At 35.1% G+C, this 18673-nt stretch carries 15 protein-coding genes; 6 read left to right on the top strand and 9 right to left on the bottom strand.

The features are described 5' to 3' along the window. The first annotated feature begins 44 nt into the window (after positions 1-44). Positions 45-995 (top strand): alpha/beta fold hydrolase, encoded by a 951-nt coding sequence (locus ACQVD9_RS03125; protein WP_264747417.1) that lies wholly within the window; start codon positions 45-47, stop codon positions 993-995. Positions 996-1068: 73 nt separating this feature from the next. Here the strand turns inward: ACQVD9_RS03125 and ACQVD9_RS03120 are convergent, their stop codons facing one another. Continuing rightward, positions 1069-3885: an autotransporter outer membrane beta-barrel domain-containing protein gene (locus tag ACQVD9_RS03120; protein WP_264747416.1), complete on the bottom strand. Its 2817-nt coding sequence runs from the start codon at positions 3883-3885 to the stop codon at positions 1069-1071. A gap of 223 nt (positions 3886-4108) precedes the next feature. On the opposite strand from ACQVD9_RS03120, the gene ACQVD9_RS03115 reads away from it, so the two are divergent. Next, positions 4109-4429: a helix-turn-helix domain-containing protein gene (locus ACQVD9_RS03115; RefSeq protein WP_264747415.1), complete on the top strand. Its 321-nt coding sequence runs from the start codon at positions 4109-4111 to the stop codon at positions 4427-4429. A gap of 90 nt (positions 4430-4519) precedes the next feature. Here the strand turns inward: ACQVD9_RS03115 and ACQVD9_RS03110 are convergent, their stop codons facing one another. From ACQVD9_RS03110 to ACQVD9_RS03085, 6 genes are all read right to left on the bottom strand, one after another. Beyond that, entirely contained in the window at positions 4520-5263 is a 744-nt protein-coding gene (locus ACQVD9_RS03110) for an SDR family NAD(P)-dependent oxidoreductase (RefSeq protein WP_264747414.1), read from the bottom strand. Positions 5264-5412: 149 nt separating this feature from the next. Then, positions 5413-6885 (bottom strand): tetratricopeptide repeat protein, encoded by a 1473-nt coding sequence (locus tag ACQVD9_RS03105; protein WP_264747413.1) that lies wholly within the window; start codon positions 6883-6885, stop codon positions 5413-5415. 135 nt (positions 6886-7020) lie between these two features. After that, complete coding sequence (locus ACQVD9_RS03100; protein ID WP_264747412.1) at positions 7021-8391, bottom strand: sulfatase-like hydrolase/transferase; 1371 nt, start codon at positions 8389-8391, stop codon at positions 7021-7023. Positions 8392-8455: 64 nt separating this feature from the next. Beyond that, positions 8456-10210 carry a carbamoyltransferase family protein gene (locus ACQVD9_RS03095; protein ID WP_264747411.1) on the bottom strand — a complete coding sequence of 585 codons (1755 nt, stop codon included), beginning with the start codon at positions 10208-10210 and terminating at the stop codon, positions 8456-8458. Positions 10211-10253: 43 nt separating this feature from the next. After that, complete coding sequence (gene trhP, locus ACQVD9_RS03090) at positions 10254-11639, bottom strand: prephenate-dependent tRNA uridine(34) hydroxylase TrhP (RefSeq protein WP_264747839.1); 1386 nt, start codon at positions 11637-11639, stop codon at positions 10254-10256. A 140-nt stretch (positions 11640-11779) separates the two neighbouring features. Further along, the gene (locus tag ACQVD9_RS03085; RefSeq protein ID WP_264747410.1) at positions 11780-12205 is read right to left on the bottom strand and encodes a GFA family protein; all 426 of its coding nucleotides are present in this window, start codon (positions 12203-12205) and stop codon (positions 11780-11782) included. Between the two features lie 145 nt (positions 12206-12350). Here ACQVD9_RS03085 and ACQVD9_RS03080 point away from each other — a divergent pair, with 145 nt between their 5' ends. Beyond that, positions 12351-12509: a hypothetical protein gene (locus ACQVD9_RS03080; RefSeq protein WP_264747409.1), complete on the top strand. Its 159-nt coding sequence runs from the start codon at positions 12351-12353 to the stop codon at positions 12507-12509. 209 nt (positions 12510-12718) lie between these two features. Then, on the top strand, positions 12719-14239 hold the full coding sequence (locus ACQVD9_RS03075) for a hypothetical protein (protein ID WP_264747408.1): 1521 nt from the start codon (positions 12719-12721) through the stop codon (positions 14237-14239). A 49-nt stretch (positions 14240-14288) separates the two neighbouring features. Here ACQVD9_RS03075 and clpB read toward each other — a convergent pair whose 3' ends face one another. Beyond that, entirely contained in the window at positions 14289-16859 is a 2571-nt protein-coding gene (gene clpB, locus ACQVD9_RS03070) for an ATP-dependent chaperone ClpB (RefSeq protein WP_264747407.1), read from the bottom strand. Between the two features lie 273 nt (positions 16860-17132). Here clpB and ACQVD9_RS03065 point away from each other — a divergent pair, with 273 nt between their 5' ends. Next, positions 17133-17558, top strand: a complete 426-nt coding sequence (locus ACQVD9_RS03065) for an OsmC family protein (protein ID WP_264747838.1) — start codon at positions 17133-17135, stop codon at positions 17556-17558. Between the two features lie 39 nt (positions 17559-17597). Here the strand turns inward: ACQVD9_RS03065 and ACQVD9_RS03060 are convergent, their stop codons facing one another. Further along, positions 17598-18173, bottom strand: coding sequence for a DUF2846 domain-containing protein (locus ACQVD9_RS03060; RefSeq protein ID WP_264747406.1), 576 nt, complete (start codon positions 18171-18173; stop codon positions 17598-17600). Between the two features lie 149 nt (positions 18174-18322). Here ACQVD9_RS03060 and ACQVD9_RS03055 point away from each other — a divergent pair, with 149 nt between their 5' ends. Further along, positions 18323-18667 carry a hypothetical protein gene (locus ACQVD9_RS03055; protein ID WP_264747405.1) on the top strand — a complete coding sequence of 115 codons (345 nt, stop codon included), beginning with the start codon at positions 18323-18325 and terminating at the stop codon, positions 18665-18667. The last annotated feature ends 6 nt before the right edge of the window (positions 18668-18673 follow it).

Genomic DNA, 18673 nt, shown 5'->3' with positions numbered 1-18673 from the left:
TACCCCCTCTATTATTTGTTGATCAACAAACAATAGGGATGCTAATGAAAAAAATATTTATGTTCTACAAAAAACTAATAACTATCATTTGCTTAGTTTTATTAACAAGTATTACTTCGAACATACAAGCAAAACCAATAAAGTCACCAACCCTTACAGAACATTACATTGATATTAATGATATCAAACTGCACTATGTAACTACTGGTGAAGGTAAACCTGTACTTCTTATTCCCGGTTGGATGCAAACTTGGTACACGTGGCGCTTTATAATTCCTGAGTTAGCCAATAATGGTTTTAAAGTAGTGGCAGTTGACCCAAGAGGGATGGGGTATTCTTCAAAGCCTCTAAATGGTTATGATATGACACAAGTTGCCAATGATTTAAACAAGCTCATGCAACAGTTAGATTATCAAAAATATGATATAGTTGGTCATGACATAGGTATGTGGATTGGCTATGCTATGGCCAGTGACTACCCTCAAAATATTTCTAAATTAGCTATAATAGAAGCTAAAATACCAGGCATTCTAATTCCTGAACCTATAGTTTTTATGGATCAAAAAGACAGTGCTTTCTTCTGGCATTTTCTCTTTAACCAACAGCCTGATTTACCTGAATTATTAATCCAAGGAAAAGAACGGGAATATTTATCTTATATATTTTCAACTTGGTCAATTCACCCAGAAAAAATTGCGCTTGATGAATACACTAAAATCTATAAAACACCAGGTAGTATACGTAGCCAAATGGCCTATTATCGTGCCCTTCCCACCACGATTAAACAAAATAAACAACGAGCTAAACATAAATTAACTATGCCAGTATTAATATTAGGAGCAGACCATAGCCTCAATAATCATGGAGAGACAATGATGAAGCCTATTACTGAGAACTTAACATCTGCCATATTAAAAAATTGTGGCCACTTTTCTCCTGAAGAATGTCCTGAAGAAATTTTACCTCTGTTAATACCTTTCTTAAAAAAGAACTGATAGTACTTTACATAATTTTTTTTAGACAAGTAATAAAATACTCCTAGCAATCACTTACTAGGAGTCACTCTTTTTAGAAACTATAACGGTAACCAACGTCCAATTGTTTTTTATCAAAGTGATTGCCTTTAGCATAGTCAAACTCGGCATAAATATTATGTTGCTTATTAAGGTTCATATTGATGCCTATACCATTGTCAAACCAGCTAGAGCGGAAAGAGTGATCTTGTTTGCTACTATCATTAAATTTATAAGTAGCGCCACCACTCATTTCTCTAACTATGCCAGACTTTAAGTAAACATTAACTGGGTTTTCACCTTGTACTTGATAACCAATCACACCACTAACACGCCCCAATATACTGTTGTAATGACTTAGCCCTACTTTTAAGCCATTACTAGCGTGGACCGTATCACCATCCTGATAGCCATAGGTTAATTGAGCTTGTGGTTCAATATAAAAACTTGTATTTCTCTCTCCTAGCCAAAAACGCTTTCCTACTTCAGTTGATAAGTTCACTCCACTGGTTTTACCTGTCCCTTTTATACCCGTACCTGCAGTATCTTTTACATTAAAATGATTTCTCATACTATTGTATTTCAACACTGTATCAACATATAAACCATTATCCAAAAAATAAGTAGCATATAATCCTGCAATATAGTTTTTACCATTACCATCTCCTCCCCTATAATTTGGGTTAGTTCTGGTAAAACCAGCCATTGCACCTACTACTAGATTGCCATTAGCAACATCTAATTGTTTATCAATACCACCTTGAGTGCCCATATAACTCATATCAAAACCATCTAGTGCAGTACCAGAGAAGGAAGATAACTTACCACCAAAGCTTTTCAACCATAATCCACCTGTTTTCACACTCATCGCTTCGTTATTACGTAGATCACCTAATCTTTGTAATAAGGTTTGGTTTTCGATGTAGTTGGTTAAGTAGCCTATATTTAAAAAACTTCCAGCTGCCTGAGCTGTTGTAGTTAACGAACGCTGACCTGTTGAATATAATTCCACATCATTAGCTGCGGTAGGTGAAGCTCTTAAACCATACTCATAAGCCCCTAATTCAACTTTGTTAGCCAAGCTAAAACTCGCTTGATTTAAACCTGTACTAACCACTGTTAATGTTTCAGTACCATCCGTAGCCGCTGAACCATTATTAACCACATTTAGTCGATGATTCCCCGTCGCTGTACCGTTCACTACAATTAAATCGCCTGTTTGTCCTACTATATCGGTATGGATATTAAATAAGCCATTACCCTGCAAACTATCCGTTGTTAATGTTGTAAAGTTGCTATTAGTAAAATTAACTGTTGAGTTATTGAGCGTTAAATTAGTAACATCTGAACTATCTATCATATTCCAAGTGCTACCCGTCATCGCTAAATTAACTTTGGCAGTGGTTGATGTATCTATTGCTGATGTTCCTGTAAGAATAGAACCTGCATCCATATTAAGATCTATCAATGAACCATTGCCTGATGCTGCAATATTACCTTTTATATTAGCTTTACCTGTTAGCTTTATATTTGAGTTTGCATCTTGGGTATAGAAAGCTGATTGGCTATTTGAAGCTGCATCAATATTAGTTTCTCCTGTTAAAGTAACTTTACCGCCCTGCTGTGCAACGACTGCAAGAGTACTACCCTCTGACATTTTAAATGATATATTTTCGCCATTAATAACGCCTCCACTTACTGCACGCACACCTATAGCTAAACCACCACTAGAATTAACAATAATATCTGTATTGGCTAAATTAACTAATCCTGTACTCCCTTGTGCCTGCGCACCAATCTGACTTTGTATGGTTATACTATTACGATTTGCTACATCACCTTTAAAGTTAACAGTTCCCAGATAACCTGCTACTCCAATTCCTTGTTGTGTAGTAACATGACTCCCTGCACCAATATCTATCACTCCACCATTTTGTGCCAATAGCCCCTGCGCTAGTGATCCTGTTGTTTCTACATTAAGCCTGTCGGCTTCAAAATGGGCTCCAGTTCCTACAGCCCATACCCCTCTATTATTACTACCCGTTGTTTTAATGGAGCTATTTGAGCCAAGATTAACATCTCCACCATCTTGTACATTAACACCATATGCATTGTTTGCAATTATTGTTAACTGATTAGCATTGACTGTACCTGAAGCTACTGTACTTGATTTACGGACATATAAAGCACTATTACCATTCCCTGTATTATTTATGATATTGATTGTGGAGTTATTACCTAAATCTAATGATCCACCCTCTACATCTATAGCATTTCTAGTAGTATTAACAATCCCTGTATTAATTGTTATACCATCTGCTTTAACTATACTGCCTTCTTTAACCTCCATGGCGATGCCAGTATTTTGCATATTTATCTGACCTCCCTGTCCTAAATCCACTTTACTTTGGCCTGATACAGATATTCCTGTAGCATTATATTGGTTATCAATATTTACATTTAAATTATCGGCAATAACACTTGTCTGATTATCAACTTGTAAGCCTACAATGCTTGATGTTCCACTTTGACTAGCTTTAATTTCTGTACCAGAACCAAGATTATTAGTATTGCCATTTTCTAAATTAATACCTATACCACCAGGGTTTGCGCTTCCTGCCTTAATATCAATAGTTACTGCTCCATTGATAGTAACCTTATCCCCTTGAGCAGTACTATTTATACCTATCGCCCTCGCAACTGGAGTAGTTTGGCTTGTATCAACTTTTACAATATCACCATCATTTAAAACAACATTACCACTTAAAGCACCATACTCCGTTGCTAATGCTGTAGTTCCATATACTCCCAAAAGAACACTTATAGTTAACACTAAAGTTTTTTGGTTTTGTTTAATCTTTACATATTGCATCACTTATTCCCTATACATCCTACTTCAAAACTACTAATACAACGACCGATAAAGGAGACATATATTCTCCACATCTGTATTAAATGAAAATTAATTAATAAGTAAAAACAAGATAGTTACTACTTAGATTACTTTTTTTTCAAAAATACTACGTAAAACGTAGTGTACCATATTAATAAAAATTACGAATATCATAGCCTATACATTTACGGGGGAGGCTATCATGGCGAATAGTTACAGAGAAATATTTTGCTATCGCTTGAAACAAGCTAGACAGGCCAAAGGACTGTCACAAAAAATACTAGGAATACATGCAGGAATTGACGAGTTTGTCGCAAGTACCAGAGTCAACAGATATGAAAAAGGAGTTCATGAAGCTGATATTGAAACAACACATCGCTTAGCCATCGTATTAGATGTTCCTTTAGCCTTTTTCTATACAAATGATGACTTTTTGGCAGATATAATTATGAAATTTGAAAAACTACCTCAACAAACCAAACTAACTATTCATAATATAGTAAATGATGCTTTAATAAATTAACTTAACTCTTTCTGACAAACACTTTTATTTTGGGAATATAAGTAAACTAAACTGAAAAATTATATATATATATTCAGCTTAGTTTAATAATTATTGTGCAACATAGCCACCATCTACCAAAATAGCAGCACCATTCACAAAAGAAGCTTCATCACTAGCTAAAAATGATACTACATTAGCTACTTCCTCAGGTTTACCCAAACGTCCAATCGGATGAAGTTTTTCTAAAGATTTCTTACCTTTTTCGCCAATATGATCTAATAACGGAGTATTAATATAACCAGGGCATACTGCATTCACTCGAATACCTTTAGCAGCATAATCTATCGCTAAGGTCTGAGTTAATAACTTAACTCCACCTTTGGATGCTGCATAGGCAGTAACACTATGCTTGCCTACCCAACTATGAATAGAACCACAGTTAACAATGACACCTTTTGTATTGTTCTTTAACCAATACTCAATAGCATATTTATCTAATAGATAAACCGCCGTTAAATTAATATCAATAGTTTTTTGCCATTTATCAAAACTTAATTGGTCAATAGAACCATCATTAGCAATACCTGCATTAGCAAATACTATATCTAATCCATCCAATTGTTTTACAGCGAACTCTATTAAGGCTTTATTTTGTTCTTCACTGGTAACGTCTATTTTAAAGAAAGCCACTTTATGTCCTGCTTTCATTAACTCATCTGCTAAGGTTTGGCCTTTATCACTAAGGTCAGCAATAACTACACTCGCACCATTATTACAAAACTTTCTAACAGTTGCCGCACCAATACCACTAGCACCACCTGTTACGATGGCTACTTTATTTGTAAAGATCATAACTTTATACCTCTTGTAATTTAAGTAAGATACTATTTATTATTTTGGAACTTATTTATATATAAAAGTTTAATGTAAAATTTATATCTGATTATAACTATCCAGTATTCTTACTTACTGAACTATACAGAAAAATAATTGTTCTATTTCTACTCTTCTTTAAGTAACTTTCTTTTTTCTATCCAAATAGTAGCCTCTCTATTATTATAAAAACTACTAAATGGGTTATCATAAAATGATGATACTAGTCTAAATATGGCTTTTCTGTTTCCTTGTTCTGCTGCTTTTTTATACCAATATATAGCCTGTTGCTCATCTTCTTTAACCCACTCGCCTATCTCATAGGCTAGGCCCAACTGATACTCAGCATCCATATTACCTTTTACCGCATCAATAACTAGCTGTTCATCATAATAAACTATTCTATAGTTTCGATCCTTAGCTATCTCTGGAGATTTAGTATTAGAATCCTCACCATAAAAGTCATCTATAGATCTTTTCTGGCTACCACTTAACACTATACTTTCAGACATAACTGCTCTAACTCGGTTATATTTGTCATATTCTTTCAGAGCTTTTTCATTACCTAGTGCTATAGCTTTTTTTAGCCATTTCAGCGAAATGATTCTGTCATCTCTAGCTTTTTCATAATAATTAGCCATCCATAACTGCGCCAAATCATTATCATTTATAGCTAGTTTATAAATAAAAGGAGCCAAATAAGCAAAATCAATGTTGAAATACTCTTCTTTTATTAAAGACTCAGCAAGATGGCTTATAACATACTCATTGTTTTTTGTTGTTTGTTCTTTTAACCATATTTGAACGATTTTATCAGTTTTCTGAAAAGTTATAAGTTGTGATACAGCATACAAATTATCTTTCTGAGATTGCTGCCAAAGCCATTTAAATGTTTTTTCCTCATCATCTTGATAAGAGAGCTTAATATCACCTTTCTTAATCTTTATGAGTTCTTGTTTAGCTTCTTCACTTCCCTGCTCAACTGCTTTAGCTAATAAACTTAGTGCTTCTTCAGGATTTCTACTCGTATAAAACTTACCTAACTGATAAATAGCTGGCACATAACCTTGCTCTATCGATTTTTTATACCAAGTTATTGCATCACTACGTTCATCTATTTTTTTATAAGGATGCTGATCTATTGCAATAAATATTTCATTATTTCGTTCTTTATATTCTTGCCATGACTCACCCTGTTTAATATCAGGTAATTGGGGTTCTTTATATTCATCCCATAGTTCCCTAGAAAATATGTGATATCTACTAATCAAAAAGAAATTATGGTATTGGTAAAAATTACCAAGTTCATACTGTGCTAAAACATGTCCCATTTGCGCAGCTGCTTTTAATGCATCAAACTTATTATAATTAAATCCTGCACAATAATTTCTATGAATAACCTCCCAAGGCAATAGTAAATAAAGTTGATAATATGCCTCACCGTTATCAGCTTCACCTTGTTTTTTCAAACTTGCCACATAATTAAGCCATTTTGGATCAACTGGTTGCCTTACTATTGGAGCACAAGCAGCCATAACAAGTGATACTGAAATATTCAATAAACTAACTATTACTATACTTTTAACAATAAAGTTAGCCATTATCTTCCTATTAAACATTTTCTATTCCTTGAATCATCTAACTACTTATCAATCAACTACATTTATTTATAATAATGTTTATAAAAGATATGAATATACTTAATAAGATATAAAAATAATTATTCTGAATTTATATCATTTATTTTTGATCTTAAAATGTACCCATGAAACTTTGGACATATCAAAATATTTAGAGTTTTCACCATATTTTAAAAACATTGGGCTATGATCCCCAACAACAATAATTTCAACGCCCTTCATTTCAGGCATATTAATTAAATCGGCCAGACCATCATTAAATTGGCTATTTAATACCATACTACGACAAGCATCAGTACCAGTTTTAATATTGAATTTTTCACAGGAAAAACGATGATTTTTTATCTCATCACTAGAATATGGCTGATGTGTTGCGTAAGTTAACCAATAATAGAATACTTTTTGATTCTTGTTTTTAAATGCTTGAGCTACTTCAGGTATTAAATCTAAATCAAAAATTGCGGAACCATCCATGCTATTTTTAGGTAAATCCACATCATTACCAAATAATATTTTCTGAAAACCCGTTAAAGGATACCAATGATCTCGGTTATAAAGTATGCCAACATTTGAGTGTAATGATATGGTTTTGTAACCTGACTTGTTTAGTAGATTTGGTAAGCAATTATCAAAACCATTAGTTTTGTTTACTATAGATAGAAAACGAATATTGTCCGTAGTCCCATTGCAAAGCTCACTTAACTCGGCAATACCAGTCATTAATTTTGAATTATTAGCACCTTGCCTAAAATATTCAAACTTATCTGAATGTAATTTTAAAACCTTTAACTGCTCTTCTAAAATAGCTTCATTGCTATATCCCCATGCTTCAGCCAAGATAAATAAAACTTGGTTGTTTATTGATTGGCCATTTTTTAATGCCGTATGCCAAGGCTCTGTCACATTAATGAATTTTGTAGGTTTTAAACCCAATGCATCTTGAGAAACTGATACTCCTTTAATAACATTATTTATAAAAAAAGGAGTTTGACTATTTGAAATTTTTGGCAAGATAGGTACTGTAATACCAAGAATTATTAATAATAAAATATAGCTTTTTAAATTTGTTTTCTTTGAAAATTTAATAAATAAGAAAAGTTGTATACAACCAATGCAAAGTACTAGATAAAGTAAATACCTATAAATAGGAGGTCCTTTAGTTATATCTTGTAAGAGAAAGAAAAAGTTTATAGCAGCCACATCATAAGGCAAACATTGTATTGTTATAACTAACATATCAATAAAATAAATAGCAATAAACAATACACTGGCTAAAATTTTAATAGTTTTTTTAGGAATAACAAAAAGAATGAAAGGTAGTAAATAATCAATATTTATAAAAGCCCTAGTGATAGGTGGCTCAAGAAGATAGATCATTATCCATATTGCAATATTAGGAATAATAATAGAGAGTAAAACTGCCTTAACAATATCTACTATTTTAATGCTATTGAAAAAAAATTTCATTTTTAAAACTTATAATCCATATAGCCACATTTGTATTTAACATACAAATGCGGCCTGTTTAAAACTAAATATTATCGTACCAATCCATGCCTTCTTTAACCACTAAGATATCTTCCATAATTAAATAACGTAGGTCGGAGCCATAGAACATATTTAGGGCATCTGTGGGTGAGCAAACCATTGGCTCGCCTCTACGGTTAAGAGAGGTATTGAGTACTACACCGTTGCCTGTTAGTTTTTCTATTTCTTTCATCATATCGTAGTAGCGTGGGTTAAATTCACGTTTTAGGGCTTGGGCACGGGAAGTGCCGTCTTCATGAACTACTTCAGGCACACGCGTTTTCCACTCTTCATTAACTTCAAAAGTAAAAGTCATAAAAGGTGCAGGATGGTCAATTTTAAACATCTGTGGTGCTACGGTATCAAGCATAGAGGGGCAGAATGGGCGCCATCTTTCACGGAATTTAATTTGCTCATTAATCTTATCAGCCACGCCTGGCACACTGGGACAGCCTAGGATTGAGCGAGCACCTAAAGCACGAGGACCAAACTCCATCCGACCTTGCATCCATGATACTGGATTACCATCAGCTAAAATTTTAGCAATACGCTCGCACACATTATCGATTTTTTTCCAAACAGGTTTATTTGGATGTGCAGCACAAGCAGCAATAACTTCTTCATTGCTGTAGGATGGGCCTAAGTAAACATGTTCCATTTTTTCTACAGGTTTACCCATTTGGGTAGATACATAAGCCGCCGCACCTATGGCAGTACCTGCATCACTGGAAGCAGGTTGGACAAATAGCTCTTTTACTTCGGGGCGTTCGATAATCTTTTGGTTTAGTTTTACATTTAATGCACAACCACCAGCAAAAGCAATTTTACCTGTTTCTTTAATAATATCCCCTAGATAGTAATCCATCATTTCTAGGGATAGTTTTTCAAATAACGCTTGGATACTAGCCGCATAATGCACATAGGGATCATCGGCAATATCGCCTTCGCGCTTAGGGCCAAGCCATTCAATTAATTTCGGTGAGAAATAATAGCCTTTGCCTTTTTCTTTATAACGGCGGAATCCAATCACATTAACGTAATCGGTATTAATGGTTAATTCGCCATTTTCAAATTTCGCTAAACGGGAGAAGTCGTATTTACTGGCGTCACCATAGGGTGCCATACCCATCACTTTAAACTCACCATCTAGCATATCGAAGCCTAGGTATTCGGTAAGTGCACCATAGAGGCCACCTAACGAATCTGGATCATAAAATTCTTTAATCTTATGGATTTTGCCATTTTCACCATAACCGAAAAAGGTAGTGGCATATTCACCTTTACCATCAATCCCTAAAATAGCGGTTTTTTCTTGAAAGCCTGAGCAATGGTAAGCACTGGAAGCATGGGCTAAATGGTGTTCTACAGGTTGAATCTTAGTTTTCTTAAGATCAAACCCTAGTTGTACCAAACACCATTGAATATGCTTGTAGTAACGACGATAACGACGGTTGCCATTTAGAATCGCATCTAAGGCACGATCGGGGGCATACCAGTAGCGTTTGGCATAGTGCCAACGTGCTTTATCAAAGATACTAATAGGTGCAAAAGGAATAGCAACCACATCCACATCTGCAGGGGTAATGCCTGCTTGTTGTAAGCAGAATTTAGCCGATTCATAAGGCATACGACTTTTTGCATGTTTATCACGAACAAAACGTTCTTCTTCTACTGCTGCTACTAACTTACCATCAATATAAAGCGCTGCAGAAGGGTCATGGTTTACCGCCCCAGATAGGCCAAGAACTGTTAATGTCACCGTATTACCTCATCATCTTAATTTATCTCAATAACGTTATTTATTAGCTAGCCGCCACTTCATTTTTTGCAGGCAAACCTTTGGTATTACCATTATCTAAATAACGCATTAATAACGCATATTCTAATGCAACTGCTTCTGGAATGGGCAAATAAACAATATGTCCATCCCCCGGTGCCACTTCAATAGTTTCACCTTTGGTGTTTTCCATTTGTTCTAGGGTAAAGTGTAAATTACCCTGTGGAGTCATCATTTCTACTTTATCACCTACAGCAAAGCGATTCTTTACCAATACCTCTGCTAGATTGCCACGACGCGCGCCAGTAAACTCCCCAACAAATTGTTGGTTTTCTGAAACCGAAGTACCACGTTCATAGTTTTGATACTCATCATGCACATGGCGGCGTAAAAAGCCTTCAGTATAACCACGATGGGCTAACGACTCTAGAGTATCCATGAGTGATTTATCAAATGGACGCCCAGCCTCTGCATCATCAATAGCTTTACGATACACTTGCGCAGTACGGGCACAGTAATAATGGGATTTAGTACGACCTTCAATTTTTAAAGAATGCACACCCATTTTTACTAAACGCTCCACATGCTGTACTGCGCGGAGGTCTTTGGAGTTCATAATATAGGTGCCATGCTCATCTTCAAAAGCTGTCATTTCTTCTTCAGGACGTGTTTTTTCACGTAAGATAAAGACTTCATCCGTAGTTTTACCTTCACCTAAGGTAGGTTCCACAATATTGACTGCATCAATCTTTTTATCGCTAACAATTTCCCCTAATTCGTTTTCTTTACCTTGCTCTACACCATATTGCCAACGGCAAGCATTAGTGCAAGTGCCTTGATTAGGGTCACGGTGGTTCATATAACCAGAAAGCAAACAACGACCTGAATACGCCATACATAGCGCACCATGCACAAATACTTCCACTTCCATAGCAGGTACTTGTTGGCGAATTTCCTCTACTTCCTCCAGTGATAACTCACGGGATAAAATAACACGGGTCAATCCCATTTGATGCCAAAATTTAACTGCCGCCCAGTTTACCGCATTGGCTTGCACTGATAGGTGGATAGCTATTTCAGGGAAACGCTCACGCACCATCATAATTAAACCAGGATCGGACATAATAAGGGCATCAGGTCCCATTGCTACCACTGGTTCTAAATCTTTAATAAAGGTTTTTAATTTGGCATTATGGGGTGCAATATTAACCACCACATAAAATTTCTTTCCCTGAGCATGAGCCTCATCAATACCCACTTTTAAATTTTTGTGGTCAAACTCATTGTTACGCACCCGTAAACTATAACGTGGCTGCCCTGCATAAACTGCATCTGCACCATACGCAAAAGCATAGCGCATGGCTTTAAGTGTACCTGCTGGACAAAGTAACTCAGCTTTAGAAGTATTCATCATTCAATATTTAATTCACGGATTAGAAACGATATATTGTAGCAGGTTATGGAAAAAGGTAGAACTTCTCTATGATAAGTAACAATTTCGAATTATTTATATTTAAAAGAGACTGTTTAAAAAGTCTCTTTTAATAATTTTTAGTTCTTTGGAAAATATAAATCTATTACTTGTGCCTCTGTTAAATTTTCAGTTTTATCTTCAAAGGTATAATAACTAGGCTTTTTATCAATATAGATTTGTGAGACAAACTCGATATCCTGTAAATCATCAAATATACCAACAGACAGACTATAATGGACTTTCTCGCTTTTTAACCGATAATACAGATGACTACCACAACATTTACAAAACGCTCTTTCAGCCCACTCTGAAGAGGAGTAAACAGTAATATTTTCCTCCCCCTCAAATTGAGGTGTTTTCACTGAATCTACACATAATAATGGGCCACCTCCCCAATGTTTACAAAAGCCACAATGGCATGCACCTAGTTGATTAGAAATAATTGTGTGCACTTTTACCGCACCACATAAACAATTACCTGAGACTGCTATCGTATTCGTCATAATATTTTTCCTTTTAAAACAACTAATCAGCATATAAATTATCTAACTCAAACTATTTCAGCATCCTAGATGCTACCTATTGCCAATTTTCAGACACGATTTTCACCCTTAAACTAACTATAACTATTATAAAGAGGTAATTATTATGTTTATGGGTGGTTCTATTTTTGCTGTTATTGGTATTATTATGTGTATTTATGCTTGTGTAAAAGATATTCAAGCTAGCAAAATCATTTGGGCAATTCTTGATATTCTATTTTTCCCTGTAGGGGTAATTCGCTGTATTATCCATTTACTGAGTTAAATTACTAAAAGATATTATTTAGGCCAATTATCTTAATCATACAAAAAAAGTGCTTACTTTATTTACTGTTTTTAAAGTATAGCACTTTTACCTCACAAAACTTTCTTCCATAAAAACTATCATTCCCCAATAAAAACATTTAATAGACAAAAGAAAGCTTGTTATTTACCATAATAAAAACTAAATACAACCAGCAAATTGATTATAAAATGAAAACTATTAATTTATTTAGCCTAATCCTTCTTACCTTTTTTTTAACTGCTTGTAATACCACCTATAAAACGGCTCAAAACTATTATAATTCTGCCGATTATGTAAATGCTGTAAAAACTATCACTGCTGATACCAATAATCCACCCTCAGAAGAAAAAATCGATATTATTAAAAACTCAATACAACATTTACAAGATCGAATTAAACAATACCCTCGTGGTCGCTATAACGATCGAATAGAAGATTATAAAAAACTGTGGGAAATCCGTAATCTTACGGCAAAAACGCCTTATAAAAATGTAACTAACAATATAGACCCTGAACAATTAGCCAAACTTATTGCACAAGAACATCACCTTAAAGGGCTAGATATCATGCCCTCCACGCCTGCAGAATATCAACAGCAGATAAAAATATTTGAAACGGGGATACGCTTAGATTTTGGCAATATTGATTTGAGAGAAGATTTAGCGAAAAGTAAAAAAACTTATGCAACTATGATGGCTGAGTCTAGCTATAACAAAGGCAAAAAAGCTTTATCTGAAAAGGATTATGAAGAAGCCTGCGAACATTTTAAGAAAACTATAAAACATTTTGAGCGCTATGGTCGTTATAAAGATGAAGATAAACTATTTGCTAAATATGACCCTATTTGGCGTAAAGAAAAAGCAACCCAAAATTATAGTAAAGCCTCTCAACTTGTTAAAACAGCAAAAACTTATCAAGACTACAAAGAAATTGCTGGTCTTTATCACGCAGCTAGTGATATTTATAGCCGTTATGGTAGTTATAAAGATAGCAAAGTTCTTGCCAATAAATATAATCAACTGTGGACAACTCAACATGCTAATGAGTTATTTGATAAAGCTAAAAAATTAGCCGATAATGCAACAACCCGATCAGATCACCGTAAAGCAGCAGAGGCTTTTACTGCATTATCAAGAGAATACTCAAATTACAATAACAGCTTAGCACTTGCTCAAAAAGAAGCTAGTTTAGGCTATATATATGTCTATTACAAATCCAATGATAGTGGTAAAAACTATTGGTTAAATAATCTTATTGATAATGAAGTAAACGCCATTCTCCGTTCAAAAGACTTTAAACAAGCTGATAATAATCATGGTGATTTCTTTATAAGCGTTACTTACACTGAACATGCTAATGATCATCAGAAAATACTTTCTGTAGAAGATCATATAGACACAAATTTTAAATACAAAGAGATTAAAGAACTTATTCAAAGAAACTATGTGCTAAAAACTTCTATTCGTGTGGGTGGAAAAATGAATTATAGCTATGACTTTTCTATACCTATACAATCATCAATAACTCGTACTTTTTATCAAGGAAACTATCCAAGTTGGAAACGTGAGAAATATGAAAAATCCAACGCTAACTGGGATAACTCTTTAAAGTCACCTAAAGATTTAGCTAATGATGCTGAAGCTGAGTTAAAAGTAATATTAAAGAAACACTTAGACAATATTAAATGGCAAGCTATTAATACCTTATAAATAAAAAGCGTTACTTAAAAGTAACGCTTTTTTATAAATATTTACTTTCTTATTCAAATACTATTTCATCATCCTTAACCGTTGCATGAATAGTAGATTTTGGCATAAATTTACCTGCTAAGATTTGTTGTGCTAATGGGTTTTCTATCCAACGTTGGATGGCACGTTTTAATGGGCGCGCGCCATACACGGGGTCAAAACCTACGGCAATTAACTTATCCATAGCGGCTTGATCTAATTCTAAATCTAAATCACGCTCTGCTAGACGACTACGTAAGCGGCTTAATTGAATTTCAGCAATACCTGCAATCTGCTCTCTTGCTAGTGGGTCAAAAATCACCACCTCATCAATACGGTTAATAAACTCTGGTCTAAAGTGAGCATTTACCGCATCCATTACCGCTGCATTTTGCGCTTCTTTATCACCTACTAGCTCTTGAATCTGCGAAGAACCAAGGTTAGAAGTCATTACCACAACGGTATTACGGAAGTCTACGGTACGACCTTGGCTGTCAGTTAAACGACCATCTTCTAGTACCTGCAATAAGATATTAAATACATCAGGATGGGCTTTTTCCACTTCATCCATCAATATCACAGAGTAAGGGCGACGACGTACGGCCTCAGTTAAGTAACCACCCTCCTCATAGCCTACATAACCTGGAGGCGCACCTATTAAGCGTGAAACAGAATGTTTTTCCATAAATTCGGACATATCTATCCGTACCATGGCATCTTCTGTATCAAATAAGAATGCTGCTAAGGCTTTACAAAGCTCGGTTTTACCTACCCCTGTTGGTCCTAAAAATAAAAATGAACCACTGGGGCGATTAGGGTCAGACAACCCTGCTCTAGCACGTCTTACCGCATTGGATACAGCTACTACAGCAGTATATTGACCTATCACCCGTCTATGTAAGTCATCTTCCATATGCAGCAATTTTTCACGTTCGCCTTCCATCATCTTAGATACAGGAATACCTGTCCATTTAGAAATGACTTCAGCAATTTCCTCTTCAGTTACCTTATTGCGTAGTAAGCGATTTTCTGGCTGATTTTCAGTATTTTTAACCGCTTCATCCAATTTCTTTTCAAGGTCTGGAATAGTGCCATACTGTAATTCTGCCATTTTATTAAGATCGCCTTTACGACGCGCATTTTCTAGCTCGGTACGAGCTTGTTCGATTTGTTGTTGAATCTGTGCAGTATCTTGTACGCCTGCTTTTTCAGATTTCCACACTTCCTCCAGATCAGCATATTCTTTTTCAAGGTAGCTAATATCACTTTCTAACTTTTCAAGGCGTTGTTTAGCAGGCTCGTCTTGCTCTTTCTTAAGTGCTTCACGCTCAATTTTCAATTGAATTAAACGACGTTCTAAACGATCTAATGCCTCTGGTTTAGAATCGATTTCCATCCGAATACGGCTAGCTGCTTCATCAATTAAGTCAATAGCTTTATCGGGTAGTTGACGATCAGTAATATAACGTTGTGATAATTTAGCTGCCGCAATAATCGCACTATCAGTAATGGATACCCCATGATGTACTTCATAACGCTCTTTTAGACCACGTAAGATAGCAATAGTATCTTCTTCTGTAGGCTCATCCACTAACACTTTCTGGAAACGACGCTCTAAGGCTGCATCTTTCTCAATATATTGGCGATACTCATCTAAGGTAGTAGCTCCCACGCAGTGTAACTCACCACGCGCAAGTGCAGGTTTTAGCATATTACCTGCATCCATCGCACCATCAGCTTTACCTGCGCCCACCATAGTATGAATTTCATCAATAAACAGAATAATTCTGCCTTCTTGTTTAGCAAGCTCATTAAGCACTGCTTTTAAACGTTCTTCAAACTCACCCCGGAATTTAGCGCCAGCAATTAGTGCGCCCATATCTAAGGCTAATAGACGTTTATCTTTTAACCCGTCAGGTACTTCGCCATTAATAATACGTTGTGCTAATCCCTCTACAATAGCCGTTTTACCAACACCTGGCTCACCAATTAACACAGGGTTATTTTTGGTACGACGTTGTAGCACTTGAATGGTACGACGAATTTCATCATCACGACCAATTACAGGGTCTAACTTACCCTCTTCAGCACGTTTGGTCAGATCCACTGTGTATTTGCTAAGCGCTTGGCGTTTATCTTCAGAATCCGCATCGTTAACACTTTGTCCACCACGTAGGTTTTCAATAGCATTTTCTAACGCTTGCTTACTAACACCTTGTCCTAATAATAATTTACCAAGGGTAGTACCATTATCTAGTGCAGCTAATAATACTAACTCACTGGAGATAAATTGATCACCTTTTTGCTGAGCCAAACGATCTGCTTGATTCAATAGGCGAGACATATCATTAGAGATACTAATATCACCTGTTGGATTCTGAATTTTTGGTAAATCAGCAATGGCTTTATCTAAAACACTACTTAACTGGTTTACATTAAAGCCTACTTGGCTTAATAATGGTTTAATTGAACCACCTTGTTGATTCAACAAAGCAGAAAATAAATGCAATGGTTCGATATTAGGATTATCTTGTCCTATCGCTAATGATTGTGCATCTGCTAATGCAGCTTGTAATTTACTGGTAAAGCGGTCTATACGCATAATAATGACGCTCCTTAAACTTAGAGGCTAAGCTGTATCCTTTTATAGCTGTTTTCCTAGTTTTTTAGACGAGTCGGATGGCTGAAGACAGTACAAAACGGCTAAGCCATTCAACAAAGTATAAATAACTGGGGGAATAGCTATAATTAATACAACTTGCAGTATGTAGTATTAGATAAGGGCATTTATAGCAAAGTTCAAGGGTAGATTTATGTTATCCTTTAGGATAATTTATAGTAATTAGTAACAGTTTATTTTGTATTAGGTGCAATGATGAAAGGTAGAGTACGTTGGGTTGGTGAAAGGCAATTTGTAGCTGAATCTGGTAGTGGTCATACAGTAGTGATGGATGGCCCTCCCGAACATGGTGGGCGCAATATTGGCATCCGCCCTATGGAAATGTTATTACTTGGCTTAGGTGGCTGTAGTAACTTTGATGTAATCAATATCTTAGAAAAAGCACGTCAAGCAGTAGAAAGCTGTGAGGTTTTTTTAGAGGCAGAACGTGCTGATGAAGAACCCAAAGTATTTACTAAAATACATTTACACTTTGTAGTTAAAGGCCATAACTTAAAAGAGACACAAGTTAAACGTGCCATTGATTTATCAGCAGAAAAATATTGCTCTGCTTCTATCATGCTTGGACGCGCTGGTGTTGAAGTTACGCATGATTACGAAATAGTAGAACTATCTAACTAAACAATGTCTTATGGATCCTTTAAAGGGATCCATAATCTATTAAACTTTATTCTTTATTAAGCTACAGAGCTTAATTTTAGATTGAGCTTGGTTACTATCATCAATTTTATTATAAATATAACTACTACTTACCATGCCTGCTACTATTTCTTGTTCAAAATACAGTATTTCACCATTAGCTATTTGAAAAATAGTAGGTTGTTTACAAGTTTTATTACCACCTAATGTATATTCCCCTGCTGGTAATTCTAAACGAATAAAATTCTTACCTTTTATCCAACCAACTTGCTGATCAGACACATTAATAGGTAATGCCTTTAGCATACCAATAAACTGATCCCTAAAAATATAAACTACCCCCTTATCAGCCACTGGCGTAAAATTTTTAGCTAAACGATCCTCTTCTATAGGCGCTTTTTGAACATTACGTGCAGCATTAAATATAACCCATGCCACAAACAGCATAGCACCTATAAAAATAATACCACAAGCTATCCAAACGAATTTGTTAGCTTCACCCAAATCCACACTGGAGATAGTAATACCAGCTATTGTACCAACAATGACACAAGCAGCCATTAATATATTACTTTTACTTTTTTGTGAGCCTGACATTTTTCATTCCTTTAGTAAGCTGATTTACTATCTATTACTATATAATGAAATAGCTTAAAATAACCTTAAATAGGGTTAGAATTAATTTTTATTTAAGCATTGTTTAATAAATTATTAAGTATCAATAAGGATAGTATTAACAATAAGCTATGTTTAATTTCACATTAAAAAATCTTTATGACAATAAAGTTGGCAGTTACCTACTCCTAATAGCACTATTTAAGTGGGGAGGAATTGTTTTTACCCTGTTAGGTATCTTCTTAGCTGTTTGGTTTAATAATTATTGGATCGCTATTATTGGCGGTATCTTACTTAGTATAATTGGTATTGTTGTAGCCCTAATAACTCATTTTATTAGTAAAAAACTAAGTGCTATTATTGTTAAAGGTGGTAATTTAGTAGAAGGTACAGAAAATTACTTAAAAGATCAGGCTATCCAGCAAGCAAAAAAGTTTATAGACCAAAGAAAAAATAATGGTAACAAATCCTCATAAACTAAT

This window comes from Entomomonas sp. E7T21 (genome assembly GCF_058693955.1).
This window is presented reverse-complemented; position numbering and strand designations above follow the sequence as displayed.